The organism is Citrobacter sp. Cpo065 (assembly GCF_030332805.1).
Taxonomy (GTDB): Bacteria; Pseudomonadota; Gammaproteobacteria; order Enterobacterales; family Enterobacteriaceae; genus Citrobacter; species Citrobacter portucalensis.
Genome location: NZ_JAOWHC010000035.1, coordinates 308,390 through 323,444, shown reverse-complemented (window position 1 = coordinate 323,444; position 15,055 = coordinate 308,390). Strand labels below are relative to the sequence as shown.

17 protein-coding genes are annotated in these 15,055 nt (G+C 54.9%); 1 reads left to right on the top strand and 16 read right to left on the bottom strand.

The features are described from left to right. Positions 1-69 precede the first annotated feature (69 nt). The 15 genes from OGY68_RS22070 to napF all read right to left on the bottom strand — a co-directional run bounded on the left by OGY68_RS22070 (position 70) and on the right by napF (position 12,255). A complete protein-coding gene (locus OGY68_RS22070) occupies positions 70-1,119 on the bottom strand; it encodes a cytochrome c-type biogenesis protein CcmH (RefSeq protein WP_032944027.1) in 1,050 nt (349 codons plus the stop codon). After that, positions 1,116-1,673 (bottom strand): thiol:disulfide interchange protein DsbE, encoded by a 558-nt coding sequence (gene dsbE, locus OGY68_RS22065; RefSeq protein WP_003834613.1) that lies wholly within the window; start codon positions 1,671-1,673, stop codon positions 1,116-1,118. The genes OGY68_RS22070 and dsbE overlap by 4 nt, the downstream gene beginning before the upstream one ends. Further along, positions 1,670-3,625 (bottom strand): heme lyase CcmF/NrfE family subunit, encoded by a 1,956-nt coding sequence (locus OGY68_RS22060; protein WP_008785295.1) that lies wholly within the window; start codon positions 3,623-3,625, stop codon positions 1,670-1,672. The genes dsbE and OGY68_RS22060 overlap by 4 nt, the downstream gene beginning before the upstream one ends. Next, entirely contained in the window at positions 3,622-4,101 is a 480-nt protein-coding gene (ccmE, locus tag OGY68_RS22055; protein ID WP_003834619.1) for a cytochrome c maturation protein CcmE, read from the bottom strand. The genes OGY68_RS22060 and ccmE overlap by 4 nt, the downstream gene beginning before the upstream one ends. Continuing rightward, positions 4,098-4,310 carry a heme exporter protein CcmD gene (gene ccmD / locus OGY68_RS22050; RefSeq protein ID WP_048215892.1) on the bottom strand — a complete coding sequence of 71 codons (213 nt, stop codon included), beginning with the start codon at positions 4,308-4,310 and terminating at the stop codon, positions 4,098-4,100. The genes ccmE and ccmD overlap by 4 nt, the downstream gene beginning before the upstream one ends. Further along, entirely contained in the window at positions 4,307-5,044 is a 738-nt protein-coding gene (locus OGY68_RS22045) for a heme ABC transporter permease (protein ID WP_003027538.1), read from the bottom strand. The genes ccmD and OGY68_RS22045 overlap by 4 nt, the downstream gene beginning before the upstream one ends. 76 nt (positions 5,045-5,120) lie before the next feature. After that, positions 5,121-5,780 (bottom strand): heme exporter protein CcmB, encoded by a 660-nt coding sequence (gene ccmB, locus OGY68_RS22040; protein WP_048234881.1) that lies wholly within the window; start codon positions 5,778-5,780, stop codon positions 5,121-5,123. Next, on the bottom strand, positions 5,777-6,397 hold the full coding sequence (gene ccmA, locus OGY68_RS22035) for a cytochrome c biogenesis heme-transporting ATPase CcmA (protein ID WP_057066517.1): 621 nt from the start codon (positions 6,395-6,397) through the stop codon (positions 5,777-5,779). Before ccmA ends, ccmB begins: the two co-directional genes overlap by 4 nt. 20 nt (positions 6,398-6,417) lie before the next feature. Next, positions 6,418-7,020, bottom strand: coding sequence for a cytochrome c-type protein NapC (napC, locus tag OGY68_RS22030; protein WP_003027548.1), 603 nt, complete (start codon positions 7,018-7,020; stop codon positions 6,418-6,420). Between the two features lie 9 nt (positions 7,021-7,029). Next, a complete protein-coding gene (gene napB, locus OGY68_RS22025; RefSeq protein WP_003834627.1) occupies positions 7,030-7,479 on the bottom strand; it encodes a nitrate reductase cytochrome c-type subunit in 450 nt (149 codons plus the stop codon). Further along, a complete protein-coding gene (gene napH, locus OGY68_RS22020) occupies positions 7,476-8,339 on the bottom strand; it encodes a quinol dehydrogenase ferredoxin subunit NapH (protein WP_003027552.1) in 864 nt (287 codons plus the stop codon). Before napH ends, napB begins: the two co-directional genes overlap by 4 nt. Continuing rightward, the gene (gene napG / locus OGY68_RS22015; protein WP_003834629.1) at positions 8,326-9,021 is read right to left on the bottom strand and encodes a ferredoxin-type protein NapG; all 696 of its coding nucleotides are present in this window, start codon (positions 9,019-9,021) and stop codon (positions 8,326-8,328) included. Before napG ends, napH begins: the two co-directional genes overlap by 14 nt. A 6-nt stretch (positions 9,022-9,027) precedes the next feature. Beyond that, positions 9,028-11,514, bottom strand: coding sequence for a nitrate reductase catalytic subunit NapA (gene napA, locus OGY68_RS22010; RefSeq protein WP_008785300.1), 2,487 nt, complete (start codon positions 11,512-11,514; stop codon positions 9,028-9,030). Then, a complete protein-coding gene (gene napD / locus OGY68_RS22005) occupies positions 11,511-11,774 on the bottom strand; it encodes a chaperone NapD (RefSeq protein ID WP_003027560.1) in 264 nt (87 codons plus the stop codon). Before napD ends, napA begins: the two co-directional genes overlap by 4 nt. Next, the gene (gene napF / locus OGY68_RS22000; RefSeq protein ID WP_057066516.1) at positions 11,764-12,255 is read right to left on the bottom strand and encodes a ferredoxin-type protein NapF; all 492 of its coding nucleotides are present in this window, start codon (positions 12,253-12,255) and stop codon (positions 11,764-11,766) included. The genes napD and napF overlap by 11 nt, the downstream gene beginning before the upstream one ends. A 413-nt stretch (positions 12,256-12,668) precedes the next feature. On the opposite strand from napF, the gene eco reads away from it, so the two are divergent. Next, positions 12,669-13,166 carry a serine protease inhibitor ecotin gene (eco, locus tag OGY68_RS21995; RefSeq protein WP_032941984.1) on the top strand — a complete coding sequence of 166 codons (498 nt, stop codon included), beginning with the start codon at positions 12,669-12,671 and terminating at the stop codon, positions 13,164-13,166. Positions 13,167-13,259: 93 nt separating this feature from the next. Here eco and mqo read toward each other — a convergent pair whose 3' ends face one another. Then, on the bottom strand, positions 13,260-14,921 hold the full coding sequence (gene mqo, locus OGY68_RS21990; protein WP_003834639.1) for a malate dehydrogenase (quinone): 1,662 nt from the start codon (positions 14,919-14,921) through the stop codon (positions 13,260-13,262). Positions 14,922-15,055 lie beyond the last annotated feature (134 nt).

Sequence of the window (15,055 nt, the reverse complement as noted above, 5' to 3'; positions counted from 1 at the left end):
CAGCGTCTTATCCGGCCTACAAAGCTCGCACAGGCCCGAAAGCAGCACGCCTTCGGGTAATCTGGACTCTTACTTCTCCTGCGGCGTTAGCTGCTCCATCGCCTGCTTAATGCTGCGTTCTATCACCGCCCGACGGGTATCATTGGCCGGTAATAATTTCAGCATCATCTCCCATGCCGCAACCGCCTCACCAAAGCGCTGCTGTTCAAAAGCGTTAAACGCGTACATGCTGAGAACCCGCACGTTGGCATGCTCGCCGCGCACCAGCTGGCGTAACAGCTCCCCTCCCCGGCGGTTATCGTCAGGATCGGATGAACGGGTCAGTGCTTCCGCATAACCCAGCGCCGCATCGCTGTTTTTAGGATCCAGTCGATAGGCATTGGCATAGGCTTCAGTGGCCGTACTGGCGTTACCGAGTACCATGCCAATACGCCCAAGCATGATCCAACCTTCAACGTTTGTAGGATCGGCTTGTAAACGCGTGCGCAGTCCCAGCGCCAGACGTGTCATATCTTCTTCATTGAGCGGGTCAGCTTTCGGATCCAACGCGCGTTCCAGCAGCGCCGGAGCCTGAGCGGTGGCCTGCTGCCAGACCTGAACCTGCTTATAGCTGCCGGTTTCATAATAGCTCACCGCGCCAACGATCAGCGCCACCACGATGCCGGGCACAAACAACCCAAATCCACCGCGCTTGCCATCCGGGATAACGTCGTCAGGAAACTCTTCCAGCTTCACCCGGACGCGTCGGCGAGTACGGGCAAAAATAATCCAGCCGCCCAAACCAATCGCTACCACCGGCATCACCCACAAAAGCACAGTAAGCGGCGTCAACGGCGGATCGTAAGTGACAAAGTTGCCGTAGCGCGCCACCATGTAGTCGACAATCTCTTTCTGGCTTTTCCCTTCCTGCATCAGTTCGTACACTTTCTGGCGCAGGTCAGTGGCAATCATCGAGTTAGAATCGGCGATACTGTTGTTCTGACATTTAGGACAGCGCAGCTGTTCGGTAAGCTGACGGAACTGCTGCTCCTGCGCTTCATCCTTAAACTGCATCACATCGATGGTCGCCAGCGCAGATCCCGAGATAACCAGCATCAGCAGGCCCAGTAAAAATCTCATTGCGCAGCCTCCTTACTGTACTTATCCCACAACGGTTTGATCTCGCTCTCCCACACCCTGGCATTCAAATCACCGGCATGGCGATAGCGAATAATACCTTTACCGTCGATCAGGAACGTTTCCGGCGCGCCGTACACGCCAAGATCCAGACCAAGCATACCGTCGCCGTCAAACAGGCTTAATGAGTAAGGATTGCCCAGCTCTTTCAGCCAGACAATGGCTTTCTGACGATCGTCTTTATAGTTCAAACCCACCACCCGCACGCCTTGTGCAGATAGCTGGTTCAGATACTGATGTTCGGCGCGACAGGTCGGACACCAGGTCGCCCAGACGTTCAGCAGTACCGGTTTGCCCTGGGTCAGCACATCGGCCTGATAATGCTGACCCGGATTCTCCAGCGACTCCAGGCGAAATGTCGGAACGGGTTTGCCGATCAGCGCCGATTCCAGATTCGTGGGGTCGTCTCCCTGAGCGTTACGCGCCAGCTGCCACAGCAGCGCCGCTGCAATGATCAGAAAAATAATAAACGGAATTAACAGTGCGTTGCGCTTCATACAGCCTCCGACGCATTTTTTTGCACCGCGGCGCGAGGACGCGCGCGCTGACGATAGCGTGGATCAAACAGGCAGAACAATCCGCCCAGCGCCATCAGCAATCCTCCGGCCCAAATCCAGCGAATAAACGGTTTGTAGTACAGACGCACAGCCCATGCGCCGTTATCCAGTTCTTCACCCAGCGCGGCGTACAGATCGCGCGTGAATCCGCCGTCAATTGCCGCTTCGGTCATCATCGAACTGGTGCTGTTATAGAAGCGTTTTTCCGCATGCAGCGTGGCTTCCGGTTTACCATCTCGGGTAACGCCAATAATGGCGACACCGCCCCGGTAGTTAGGTCCGGTAATATCTTTCACTTCGCGGAACGTGAACTGATAGTTATGGATACTAACGCTATCACCTGCTTTCATGCGCACATCGCGTTCAACGCTGTAGTTCTGGCTGAAGGCAATACCGACAATAGTAATCGCCAGCCCAACGTGGCCCGACACCATGCCCCAATAGCTTGGTGTTAACTTCGTTCCGCGGGAAACACGCAGGAACGCTTCGGACATCGCCAGCACGAATATCCAGCATGCCATCGCCAGCCCTACCACCGTCATAGCGGCAATGCGATCCTCAAACAACCACGGCAGCAGCAGCGACAGAACAAGCGTGGTGACAAACGCGATAATCAGTAACGTTTTCAGTTTACGCGGTCGGTCACGGCCCCAGCGCACTAATGGCCCAATTCCCAGCAACAGCGCGAACGGCGCCATCAGCCAGGTAAACATGGTGTTGAAGAACGGTTCGCCAATCGAAATGCTGCCCAGACCCAGCTGTTTGTGCACCAGCGGCAGCAGCGTGCCCAAGAGCACCACCAGCATGGCGGCAATCAGCAGAACGTTGTTGCCCAACAGCAGAGATTCACGCGACCACAGCGCGTTGTTTACCCGTGAACGGACCTTGTGACCGCGCACCGCAAACAGCAGCAGGGAGCCGCCAATCACCAATACCATAAAGGCCAGAATAAACATCCCGCGTGACGGATCGGAGGCGAAGGCATGCACCGATACCAACACGCCGGAGCGCACCAGGAAAGTACCTAACAGGCAAAGCGAGAATGCGCAGATTGACAGCAGCAGCGTCCAGGCTTTAAAGCTGGCACGCTGTTCGGTTACCGACAGCGAGTGCATCAGCGCCGTTCCCACCAGCCATGGCATAAACGAGGCGTTCTCAACCGGATCCCAGAACCACCAACCGCCCCAGCCCAGCTCGTAATAGGCCCAGGCCGAACCGAGCACAATACCCAGCGTCAGGAACACCCACGCCGCCAGCGTCCACGGACGCGAAAAACGGGCGAAAGTACTGTCCAGTCGTCCGCTCATCAGCGCGGCAATCGCAAACGCGAAGGCCACGGAGAAGCCGACATACCCCATGTACAGCAACGGCGGATGGAAAATCAGCCCCGGATCCTGCAACAGCGGGTTCAGGTCGCGCCCTTCAATAGGGAAGTTGGGCAACGTACGGGCAAACGGGTTGGAGGTAAACAGAATAAACAGCAGAAAGCCAACGCTTACCATCCCCATTACCGCCAGCACGCGGGCAACGATGTCCAGCGGCATACGCTGGCTGAATGCCGCAACGGCAAACGTCCAGCCGCTCATCAGCAATACCCATAGCAGCAGAGAGCCTTCATGGGCACCCCAGGTTGCTGCCACCCGATACCAGACCGGAAGCTGGGTATTGGAGTTGCTGGCAACGTAGGTGACGGTAAAGTCATTAACCACGAAGGCGTTGACCAGAATCAGGAACGCCCCCATCACGCAGATAAACAGAACCCACGCAAAAGGCCGCGCGGAGGCCATCATTCGCACGTCGCCGCGCGCTACGCCCCACAGCGGATAGACTGACAGTAGTAACGCCACGCCGAGCGCAAGGCACAACAGCGCATTGCCAATTTCAGGCATCATGACGTTTTATCCTTATAAACACTTTCCGGGCGACGATGGTTTTCCTGCATCGCTTTTTCGACTTCCGGCGGGGTGTAATTCTCATCATGTTTGGCAAGAACCTCTTTGGCCTGCACATGATTTCCCTCGTCCAGTTCGCCCTGAACAACAACACCCTGCCCTTCGCGGAACAGATCCGGCAGAATGCCTTCGTAGGTGACATCCACCACACCTTCGGCGTCATAGATACTGAAATTCACCTTCAACGACTGCGGATCGCGCTTTACGCTACCGGGCATCACCATTCCGCCCACGCGCAGGCGCTGACCGACTTCGGGCATCTGCTGCGTTTCGCGCTTACCGTAGAGTATCTCTCCCGGCGTATAAAACAGGTCAATATTAGAACGCAGCGCATAAAGCACCAGCGTAATGGTCAACGCCAGACCCGCCAGTACCGCACAGGCTATCCATAACCGATTTTTACGTCGAATATTCACGCCGCCTCCCGTTGCACTTGCGCCGCACGCATACGCGCTTCTCTCGCCCGCTGCTGCGCCACACCGCGTAAAATTGCGCGATGTTGTAACGTGGAATGCAGTACCAGCACCACCAGCGGGATAACACTCATCGCTACGGCAAGCCAGACATACAAGGCGTAGCCGCCCATCGCGAAAAAATCACTCCATGATGCAAATGCAGGGGTCATTGTCGGCCTCTTTTTAAGATCAGTTCGCTCACCCACGGGCGGCGTTTTTCCATCATCAAAATCAGGTTACGCATGCGCATCAGCGCCAGCGTGACAAACAGTAACAGGTAGCCGACGATCGCCAGACGCAGCGGCGTACGCATCGCCGGATCGATGCTTTGCTGCATGCGGGTAGAACCCTGATGCAGCGTATTCCACCACTCAACCGAGTAGTGGATAATCGGTAAGTTGACCACGCCAATCAGCACCAGAATACCGGCGGCACGACCTGCCAGACGGCGGTCGTCAAAGGCATGCCACAGCGCAATGGCGCCCACGTAGAGAAACAGCAGCACCAGTTCAGAGGTGAGTCGGGCATCCCAGACCCACCAGGTTCCCCACATCGGTTTGCCCCATGCGGAGCCGGTCACCAGCGCAATAAAGGTAAACACTGCACCAATCGGCGCCATCGCAGCCAGCGCCAGATTGGCCATTTTCATCTGCCAGACCAGGCCGATAAACGCGGCAACAGCCATCGAGGCATAAATGCCCATCGACCAGATTGCCGCCGGAACGTGCAGATAAATAATGCGATAGCTCTGCCCCTGCTGATAGTCCGCAGGCGCAAAACCAAAGCCCCAGACCCATCCCGTTATCAGTACCACCGCGCTGGCAATCGCCAGCCACGGGATAAACCAGCCACAGATCTGATAGAGCCGAGGGGGCATCGCCAATTGATGAAGTGTTTTCCACATAGTTCAGTCACCAGACTCCATAAATTAAAATCCGTTGTGCCAGAGCGCCTTGCCCGGCCTACACATCTAATTCTCGTTACTGCACGCTTATCCGTAACGCCGCGGCTGTGGCAAACGGGCTTAACGTGGCGCTGCCGACCAGCAACGCACCCAGAATTGCCATGTATCCTTCAACCGGTAAGTGCATGGAAGCCGCATCCATCGCGGCGGTTGCAAAAATCAGTAAGGGTATGGTGAGCGGGAGCACCAGCACGCTTAACAACACGCCGCCGCGCTTTAAGCCCACCGTCAACCCCACACCCGGCGCACCGAGGAAGCTCAGCGTCGGCGTTCCGAGTAACAACGTCAGCGCCATAATTTTCCAGCCGTACATATCCATGCCCAGCAGCAGCGCCACTAGCGGCGAGAGGATCAACAGCGGCAGGCCGGTCACGACCCAGTGCGCCATCACTTTCGCCAGCACCACGGCCGGTAGCGGTAACGGCAGCAGCATCAGTTGCTCAAGGCTGCCGTCCTGCAGATCATCACGAAACAGGCGTTCCAGCGCCAGCAATGACGCCAGCAGCGCCGCAACCCAAATGATGCCCGGCGCAATGCGCGCCAGTAGCTGCGGCTCCGGCCCAATGCTTAGGGGGAACAGCGTAATAACAATCAGGAAGAACCATAAAGGATTGGCGATTTCCGCACTATGACGAAACGCAACTCGCAGTTCTAAACGGAAGATTCGCCACATCATTGCGTTGCCCTCTCGCTGGTCAGCGCAATACGTCGCACTTTATCGGTTTCGACATTGAGCGGTTGGTGGGTGGTGAGAATAACAATACCGCCCTGCTCTGTATGCTGCGCCATACGCTGAGTCAGTCGCTCAACGCCGTTCACATCAATGGCGGTAAAGGGTTCATCAAGGATCCACAGCCGGGCGCGGGTCAGCCACAAACGGGCCAGCGCCACGCGCCGCTGTTGTCCGGCGGAGAGCTGGTTCACCGGGATATCTTCATATCCGGCAAGTCCCGCCTGCGCCAGCGCAGCCAGACACTGTGCAATGTCGCCGTCATGATGGAAGAAACGCAGGTTCTCCAACGCCGAAAGCCGGGTTTTTATCCCCGGCTGATGTCCGATCCACAGCAGTTGCTGATGGTAGTTGTCCCGCACGTGATGCAGCGGCTGCTCTTGCCAGCAAACCTCCCCTGCATCGGGACGCGCCAGCCCGGTAAGCAACCGCAGCAGAGTAGTTTTCCCTGCGCCGTTGCTGCCGGTAATTTGTACCCATTCCCCTGCGTTGACGCGAAATGACAGATTGCTGAACAGTATTCTGTCATCTCGCTCGCAAAGTAATTCTCTGGCTTCAAGCATACCTGGTTATCTACATCCTGTTAAAAGCCCGGTTTGACTTCGCGCATATCAGGCAGTTTGTGCGCTATCCCTTTATGACAGTCAATACAGGTTTGCCCGTCTTTCACGGCCTGGTCGTGCATTTTGGCCGCAACGCCTTTCTGGGCGGTTAAATCCATAAACTCGAAGTTGTGACAGTTTCGGCACTCTTGCGAATTATTATCTTTCATACGCCGCCACTCATTTTGCGCCATCGTCAGACGATGGTCTTCAAATTTCTGCGGTGTATCTATCAGCCCCAGTGCTTTCGCGTACAGCTCTTTACTGGCCTTGATCTTACGAATCATTTTCGGGCCCCACTCATGCGGGACGTGGCAATCAGGGCAAGTCGCTCGCACACCACTGCGGTTGTTGTAGTGTACGGTTTCCATGTATTCCTGGTATACCGTATTGCGCATTTCGTGACAGCTAATGCAGAACTCTTCTGTATTGGCCTTTTCCATACCGGTATTAAAGCCGCCCCAGAAAATAATGCCGCCCACAAAGCCGATTAACAACAGCGTGCCGAGCGCCAGACGGCTGGGGCGACGCCACCATTGCCAGACGCGCTTAATCCAGCCTGGTTTACGGTTAGAATTTTCCATAATGACCTCTTATTTCCCGTAACCTTTCGAGGGGGTGAAGGTATTTTCAACAATCGGCGCGGCGTCAGCCTGCGGAACGTGACATTGCAGGCAGAAATAACGACGCGGCGCAACTTCAGCCAATACCTTGCCGTCGCTGTCCATAAAGTGCGTCGGACTGATGCGCGGCGCACCGGTAGTGCGATAGCTTTCCACACCGTGGCATTGCAGGCAGCGGTTAGTGTTAGTCGTCACCTGATACCCTTCAACGCTATGCGGAACCATCGGCGGCTGATTCACATAGTTCAGCGGCATGCGCTCTTGCTCTTTCGGCATGCGAATCGCCCCTTCCTGTGTTCCTGAGACTTCCGGTGACTGGCTCAGATCCACTCCATTTGCAGCCCAAACGGCCCCACTGACGACCAGGGCAAGCAGGGCCGTCCATTGACACAGCGTCTTAATCAGGTCATGGCTTTTCATGATTTCGCTCCCGAACTCCATCGTGTTGTTATTGTAAAAACATCCTCAGAACAGACATCCACGCAGCGACCGCAGGCCATGCAATCGCGGCTGGTTACCTGCACCGGACTTTGCTCATCCAGCACCGGCGCACGTAGCACATGCGGTTCCGGGCAAACATGAAAACAATCCATACAGCGGTTACATCTGTTACGTTCTTTTGCCGAAACGGTTAATGCCCCTTTGCTTCCCACCACGCTATACAGCGCACCCAGTGGGCAAAGATGCCCGCACCAGCCATGCTCAACGACCAGTAAATCAAATAAAAACAGCGCGAGGATCAGCAGCGCTCCGCTACCGAATCCCATTACCAGGCTCCGTCCAAGCAGAGAGACTGGATTTATCCACTCCCACAACAGCGTACCGGTCAGGGCGGAACCGACCAGGATAACCACCAGCAGGACGTACCGTATATGGCGTGGCAGGGTTGCGGACTGATTCAGGTCAAACCTTCTGCGCAACCAACTGGCTAAATCGGTAACCGGGTTCATGGGACAAACCCAACTGCAAAACAGTCGCTTACCGGCCAGGGCATACAGCACCGTGATGATAGCTGCTCCCGTTAACGCCACCGTCGCCGGCAGATGCCCGCTGGCCAGGCTTTGCAGAGTAATCAGCGGATCGGTGAACGGGATAGCGTCCAGCAACAGGCTGCTACTGTAGTTGCCATGCAGGATCCACACGCCAAGCCACGGGCCGCTGAGGAACATCGCCAGTATCAGAAACTGGCTCAAACGACGCAGCAGCAGCCAGCGATGACTCTTCCACCATCCTTTTTTTGCCTGCGCTTCACGCCCCGCATCACGTTTACGATTTGCCATTGTTCCCCTCCAGCCAACCGAAGCGGTAATGGTGTCCTAACTCCCCTTTCGCCAGCGACAGCGGCAGCACTTTTATTGCTGGCTGTTCCAGTACGCAGACTTTTTCGCATTTCCCACAGCCGGTACAGGCATCGCTGTGCACGGTCGGAATAAACCGCGCATGCTTGCCGGTACGCATGTTGCGGTCCAGCTCCAGGGTGATCGCCTCATCAATTTTCGGGCACTCGCGATAGCAAACGTCGCAGCGTAATCCCTGATAGTTGAGGCAGTTTTCGTGATCCAGCAGTACCGCCAGCCCCATACGCGAATCGTCAATGGATTCAATTTCCCTGTCCAACGCGCCGCTCGGGCAGACTTTGGCACACGGAATGTCCTCACACATTTCGCAGGGAATATCACGGGCGACAAAATATGGCGTACCGGCCGCCAGCCCGGAGGCCAGCGTTGCCAGCTTCAGCGTGTCATAGGGACATGCCTGAACGCACTGACCGCAACGTACGCAGGCGCTGGCGAATGCCTCCTCGCTCAGTGCACCAGGCGGGCGCAACCGCACACCGGTTGCGCGTGCGGTTTGTTGTTGCAACCCCAGCGCCACGCCAACGACGGCCAGCCCGCCCGCTGCGCGAACCATATCGCGCAGAAAGCGGCGGCGGCCATTTTGGGGTTTTGCTGACCGAGACATAACGCGTTACACCTTCGCCAGTTTCACGGCGCACTTCTTGAAATCCGTCTCTTTGGAGAGCGGATCCGTCGCATCCAGCGTCAGGTTATTCACCAGCTGTGCGGCATCGAAGAACGGCATGTACACCAGCCCCTGCGGCGGACGGTTACGACCGCGTGTTTCAACAATCGAAATCACTTCGCCACGACGGGAAATCACTTTGACCTTATCGCCACGGCGCAGATCGCGTGCTTTTGCATCCAGCGGGTGGATAAACAGCACGGCTTCCGGGAAAGCACGGTGTAGTTCAGGCACACGACGCGTCATACTGCCGGTATGCCAGTGTTCCAGTACACGTCCGGTAGACAGCCACAGGTCATATTCTTTATCCGGCGCTTCAGCAGCAGGCTCAAATGGCAGCGCGAAGATAACCGCTTTACCGTCCGGTTTACCGTAGAACTTGTAGCTTTCACCTGCTTTCACGTAAGGGTCGTTGCCTTCGCTGTAGCGCCACTGGGTCTCTTTACCCTCAACGACTGGCCAGCGTAAACCGCGCGCTTTGTGGTAATCGTCAAATGGCGCAAGATCGTGCCCGTGACCGCGGCCAAACCAGGCGTACTCTTCGAACAAGCCTTTTTGCAGATAGAAGCCCAGCTCGCGGGATTCATCGTTCAGTTGATCTTCAGCCAGTTCAGTCACTGGGAATTTCGTTACTGCTGGCGTAGCAAACAGCACGTCATACAGCGTTTTACCGCGCAGTTCCGGTTTTTGTGCCAGCAGCTCTTCCGGCCATACTTCTTCTGTTTTGAAGCGACGAGAGAACTGCACCAGCTGCCACAGATCCGATTTCGATTCGCCCGGCGCTTTAATTTGCTGACGCCAGAACTGTGTACGGCGTTCCGCGTTCCCGTAGGCGCCTTCTTTCTCTACCCACATCGCGGTCGGCAGGATCAGGTCAGCCGACAGGGCGCTGATCGTCGGGTACGGATCGGAGACGATGATGAAGTTACGCGGATCGCGCCAGCCCGGCATACGCTCTTCGTTGATGTTCGGACCGGCCTGCATGTTGTTAGTACACATCGCCCAGTAGACATTGAGCTTGCCATCTTTCAGCGCGCGGTCTTGCGCCACGGCGTGCAGACCAACTTTTGCCGGAATGGTCCCTGACGGAATATTCCAGTGCTTCTCACAGATATCGCGGTGTTTTTCGTTCGTTACCACCATGTCCGCAGGCAGACGGTGGGAGAACGTACCGACTTCACGCGCGGTGCCGCAGGCTGAAGGCTGGCCGGTCAGAGAGAACGGGCCGCAGCCTGGCTGGGAGATTTTGCCAGTCAGCAAGTGCAGGTTATAGACCAGGTTGTTGGCCCACACGCCGCGGGTGTGCTGGTTAAAGCCCATCGTCCAGTAGGAGATGACTTTTTTCTTCGGATCGGCATACAGCTGCGCCAGCTGTTCCAGCTGATCTTTCGGTACGCCGGTCATTTCGGCGGTTTTATCCAGCGTGTACTCAGCAACGAAGGCTTTGTAATCCTCAAAGCTCATCGGTTCAGAAGCATCGGATCCCGGGTTTTTCGCCGCTTTTTCCAGCGGATGGGTTGGACGCAGACCGTAGCCGATGTCCGTCACGCCTTTACGCAGGTTAACGTGCTTGCTAAAGAAATCCTGGTTAATCGCATTGTTTTGAATGATGTAGTTCGCGATGTAGTTGAGGATCACCAGATCGGTTTGCGGCGTGAAGACCATACCGTTATCCGCCAGCTCAAAGCTGCGGTGCTGGAAGGTGGAGAGAACCGCGACGTTCACGTTGGGATCGGACAGACGACGGTTGGTGATGCGCGACCACAGGATCGGGTGCATCTCCGCCATATTAGCGCCCCACAAGACGAAGGCATCGGCATGTTCGATATCGTCATAGCAGCCCATCGGTTCATCCATACCGAAGGTACGCATAAAGCCGACTACCGCTGAGGCCATGCAGTGACGTGCGTTCGGGTCGATGTTATTGGAACGGAAACCCGCTTTAAACAATTTGGCAGCGGCATAACCTTCCCAAATCGTCCACTGGCCAGAGCCGAACATACCGATAGACTCAGGGCCTTTCTCTTTCATCGACGTTTTGAATTTCTCTTCCATCACGTCAAAGGCCTGGTCCCAGCTAATCGGGGTGAACTCGCCTTCTTTGTGATACTTGCCGTCTTTCATGCGCAGCATCGGCTGCGTTAAACGGTCTTTTCCGTACATGATTTTCGGCAGGAAGTAACCTTTGATGCAGTTGAGCCCACGGTTAACCGGCGCATCCGGATCGCCCTGGCATGCCACAACACGCCCTTGCTGCGTTCCGACCAATACGCCACAGCCCGTCCCGCAAAAACGGCACGGGGCTTTGTCCCATTTAATGGCTTCTTGCTGACCGACTACCGCGCGGGCAACGCCCGGCACGCTTAACCCGGCAGCCGCCGCAGCGGCCGCAACGGCGTTAGCTTTCATAAAGCTACGACGACTGAGTTTCATGGTGTTTCCTCACCTTGCTCATCCTGCTGGTGATAAACCAGCGACACCGCCAGTACGCCCGCAACGTTGCGTACTGACTCAATTGTTTTCATTAGCGTTTCACTTTGCTCAGCTTCCACCACCACAATCAACTGACCACTTTCCACATCGCTGAGTGCAACTTCGCAACCGGGAAAGGAACGCAACTGCGTGGCGATATCGTTGATATGCTGGCTTTTGGCCTGAACGACCAGGCTGCAGACCTGCCAGTTATTGTCCATGGTTGTACTCCGCGTTAATGGCTGATACCGGGCAGATAGCGACACAGGCGCCACATCCGTTACAGTCCTGATTGTCGAGCTGCGGCTGATAAATGCCGGACAGCGTGGGACGAAAGATTATTGCCATGGGCTCACAGCTATCCTGACAGCGGTGACATTCAACGGACTGATGTGCGAGACAGTTTTCCCCAATCGTAAAATTCAGATCCCATGCCCTGGTGTGGCGCGGAAGAAAAAGTGATTCGGGACAGGCTTCTGCGCAGGCATAGCAAAAGCTGCACTCGCCGTGTTTGAAATTTACGCTCGGGTAACCACCCTGGCCTCGCTGCAGGATGTCGGTTTCGCACGCCTGGATGCAGGCGTCACAACGGAGGCAATGGGCCAGAAAGTGAGAGTCTTCCTTGCTCCACGGCGGACGGATCCCTGCGCTGGCGTTTCGCCAACTGCCTGTCAACATACCTCGACGGGATAAATCAACCATGACATTGTCCTTCCATAATGACGCCCTCCCTCGGCGGGTTGAACGACATAAAAAACTGCACTATTTATGAGTAGTTATTTTTAGCCGTAAGATATTTCAGGATGTGTTAGAGGTGCATACCCCAATTGGGGTAAATGCTGTTGCCGGATCAAAGGAGTGTTGAGTTGGCGGGAAAAAATGCGCTTTTGCTCACATTTCAATGAGTTATATAACAACGTATATAACGGTTTACTCAAAAAGATAAAGATCTCAATATTAGGATAATTCCTAGTATATATCGCTACCATGACAACGAAACTCTACCTAATACACTTTAAATATAAGTAAATCCAGATTAATAGATTATCCAAATATGTTAACCTGCTACAGACTCGTTCATAAGACAGAAGAAAGGAAACACTGTGAACAATAAGATGAAGACAATTGTCCCTGCCGTACTTTTCGCCGCCTTTGCCAGCACCTCTGCATGGGCTGCCAGTAACGAAACCGCCGCTCAGCCGCTGGAAAAAGTCGCCCCTTATCCCAAGGCGGAAAAGGGTATGAAGCGCCAGGTTATCCAGCTTACCCCTGAGAAAGATGAATCTACTCTGAAAGTAGAACTGCTGATCGGACAAACGCTGGAAGTTGACTGTAACCAACACCGCCTGGGCGGAGAACTGGACAGCAAAACGCTGGAAGGTTGGGGATATGACTACTATGTCTTTGACAAAGTTACGTCTCCGGTTTCAACCATGATGGCCTGCCCGGACGGTAAGAAAGAGAAGAAATTCATTACTGCGCATCTGGGTGATGACGGAATGCTGCGCTACAACAGCAAGTTGCCGATTGTGGTCTACACCCCGGAAAACGTGGACGTTAAATACCGTATCTGGAAAGCGGAAGACAAAATTCAGGACGCAGTCACGCGCTAAGTGAGAATGTGCCGGATGGCGGCGTACCGCCTTATCCGGCCTACAGACGCATAAACAATGCCGGATAAGCATAGTGCCATCCGGCATTTTATTTTACAGCGCTATATCCGCGACGGCTTTCTGTTCAGGCTGCGGTTGTGCCTGAGGTTTCAGCTGTGGTTTCGGCGCTTCATCAGCAACCTGCGGCTTGTCATATTTCAGACCCAGAACCTCACTGGTGTACTGCAGCTCTTGTTCCGTAGCCTCAACGTTACCGTTCAGCTTAGTACCATAAGACGGAATAATGGTTTTCAGCTTCGCCTGCCACTCGGGGCTGGCTACTTTATCTTTAAACACTTTTTCCATCAGATGCAGCATGATCGGTGCCGCGGTTGATGCGCCCGGAGAAGCTCCCAGCAGCGCTGCAATCGTGCCTTCTTTATCGCTGACGACTTCAGTGCCCAGACGCAGCACGCCGCCCTTCTCCGCATCGCTTTTGATGATCTGCACACGCTGGCCCGCCTGCCATAAACGCCAGTCTTCTTTTTTCGCCTGCGGATAGTACTCTTGCAGCGCAGCAAAACGGTCGTCGTCGCTGAGCATCACCTGGCTCACCAGATATTTCACCAGATCGAAGTTATCCAGACCCACGTTGACCATCGGCATAAAATTCGAGGTGGTGGTCGAGCTGAGCAGATCCCACAATGAACCATTCTTCAGGAACTTGGTGGAGAATGTCGCGAATGGCCCAAACAGCACAACGCGCTTGCCATCAAGGATACGGGTATCGATATGCGGTACAGACATCGGCGGCGCGCCAACGGAGGCCTGACCGTACACTTTCGCCAGGTGGCGATTGACCACATCCGGGTTTTCCGCAACCAGGAACTGCCCGCCCACCGGGAATCCGGCATAGCCTTTCGCTTCCGGAATGTCGGTTTCCTGCAACAGCTTCAGCGCAGCGCCACCGGCACCGATAAAGACAAACTTCGCCTTGATATCGTGTTCCGCTTCGTTATTTTTCAGATCGGCGACTGTGACAGTCCAGCTATTGTCGGCATTACGCTTAAAGCCACGCACTTCGGTGCTCAACTGCAGCGCAAAGTTGGGCTTTTTCTGCAATGAGGTAATCAGTTGGCGGGTGATTTCGCCGTAGTTCACGTCAGTACCAATCTCGGTACGCGTTGCTGCGACTTTCTGCTGCGGATCGCGGCCTTCCATGACCAGCGGCGCCCACTCTTTGATCTGCGCGTGGTCTTCGGAATAGCGCATACCACGGAACAGCGTGCTCTGCTGCAGTGCGGTGTAACGGGCACGCAGGAAGTTCACGTTCTCGTCACCCCAGACAAAACTCATGTGCGGAACGGTGGTGATAAACGAGCGTGGTTCATGCATTACGCCATTATTGACCTGATAGGCCCAAAACTGGCGGGAAATCTGGAAGGCTTCGTTAATTTCGACTGCCTTTTCAATGCTGATGCTACCGTCGGCCTTTTTAGGCGTGTAGTTCAGCTCCATCAGTGCGGAGTGGCCGGTTCCGGCGTTATTCCAGCCGTTTGAGCTTTCCTGCGCTACACCATCCAGTCGCTCAACCATGGTCATTGACCATTGCGGCTCCAGCTCCTGTAAATAGGTTCCCAGCGTGGCGCTCATGATGCCGCCGCCAATCAACAGTACATCCGTTTCCTGCTCTTCCGCCGCTTTCGCTTTTGCCGCCATCGAGACAACATTCAGCCCAACGGCCATGGTGAAGAGCATGGCAGTCACTTTTTTCATAATGTTAATGCCTTACTTTTAGTATCGCTTTTTTGCTTTTAATGCAGGTGAAAATCGAACGGCACCAACGGTAACACTTAAGTAAAAATAATTAAATAAAGTTTATAAATTATATTTAAATTTTAAAAATGTTA

What these genes read in the sequence shown, in the direction of transcription:
- OGY68_RS22070 (WP_032944027.1), bottom strand. Translation starts at nt 1,119, where the DNA reads ATGAGATTTTTACTGGGCCTGCTGATGCTGGTTATCTCGGGATCTGCG.
- dsbE (WP_003834613.1), bottom strand. Translation starts at nt 1,673, where the DNA reads ATGAAGCGCAACGCACTGTTAATTCCGTTTATTATTTTTCTGATCATT.
- OGY68_RS22060 (WP_008785295.1), bottom strand. Translation starts at nt 3,625, where the DNA reads ATGATGCCTGAAATTGGCAATGCGCTGTTGTGCCTTGCGCTCGGCGTG.
- ccmD (WP_048215892.1), bottom strand. Translation starts at nt 4,310, where the DNA reads ATGACCCCTGCATTTGCATCATGGAGTGATTTTTTCGCGATGGGCGGC.
- OGY68_RS22045 (WP_003027538.1), bottom strand. Translation starts at nt 5,044, where the DNA reads ATGTGGAAAACACTTCATCAATTGGCGATGCCCCCTCGGCTCTATCAG.
- ccmB (WP_048234881.1), bottom strand. Translation starts at nt 5,780, where the DNA reads ATGATGTGGCGAATCTTCCGTTTAGAACTGCGAGTTGCGTTTCGTCAT.
- ccmA (WP_057066517.1), bottom strand. Translation starts at nt 6,397, where the DNA reads ATGCTTGAAGCCAGAGAATTACTTTGCGAGCGAGATGACAGAATACTG.
- napC (WP_003027548.1), bottom strand. Translation starts at nt 7,020, where the DNA reads ATGGAAAATTCTAACCGTAAACCAGGCTGGATTAAGCGCGTCTGGCAA.
- napB (WP_003834627.1), bottom strand. Translation starts at nt 7,479, where the DNA reads ATGAAAAGCCATGACCTGATTAAGACGCTGTGTCAATGGACGGCCCTG.
- napH (WP_003027552.1), bottom strand. Translation starts at nt 8,339, where the DNA reads ATGGCAAATCGTAAACGTGATGCGGGGCGTGAAGCGCAGGCAAAAAAA.
- napG (WP_003834629.1), bottom strand. Translation starts at nt 9,021, where the DNA reads ATGTCTCGGTCAGCAAAACCCCAAAATGGCCGCCGCCGCTTTCTGCGC.
- napA (WP_008785300.1), bottom strand. Translation starts at nt 11,514, where the DNA reads ATGAAACTCAGTCGTCGTAGCTTTATGAAAGCTAACGCCGTTGCGGCC.
- napD (WP_003027560.1), bottom strand. Translation starts at nt 11,774, where the DNA reads ATGGACAATAACTGGCAGGTCTGCAGCCTGGTCGTTCAGGCCAAAAGC.
- napF (WP_057066516.1), bottom strand. Translation starts at nt 12,255, where the DNA reads ATGGTTGATTTATCCCGTCGAGGTATGTTGACAGGCAGTTGGCGAAAC.
- eco (WP_032941984.1), top strand. Translation starts at nt 12,669, where the DNA reads ATGAAGACAATTGTCCCTGCCGTACTTTTCGCCGCCTTTGCCAGCACC.
- mqo (WP_003834639.1), bottom strand. Translation starts at nt 14,921, where the DNA reads ATGAAAAAAGTGACTGCCATGCTCTTCACCATGGCCGTTGGGCTGAAT.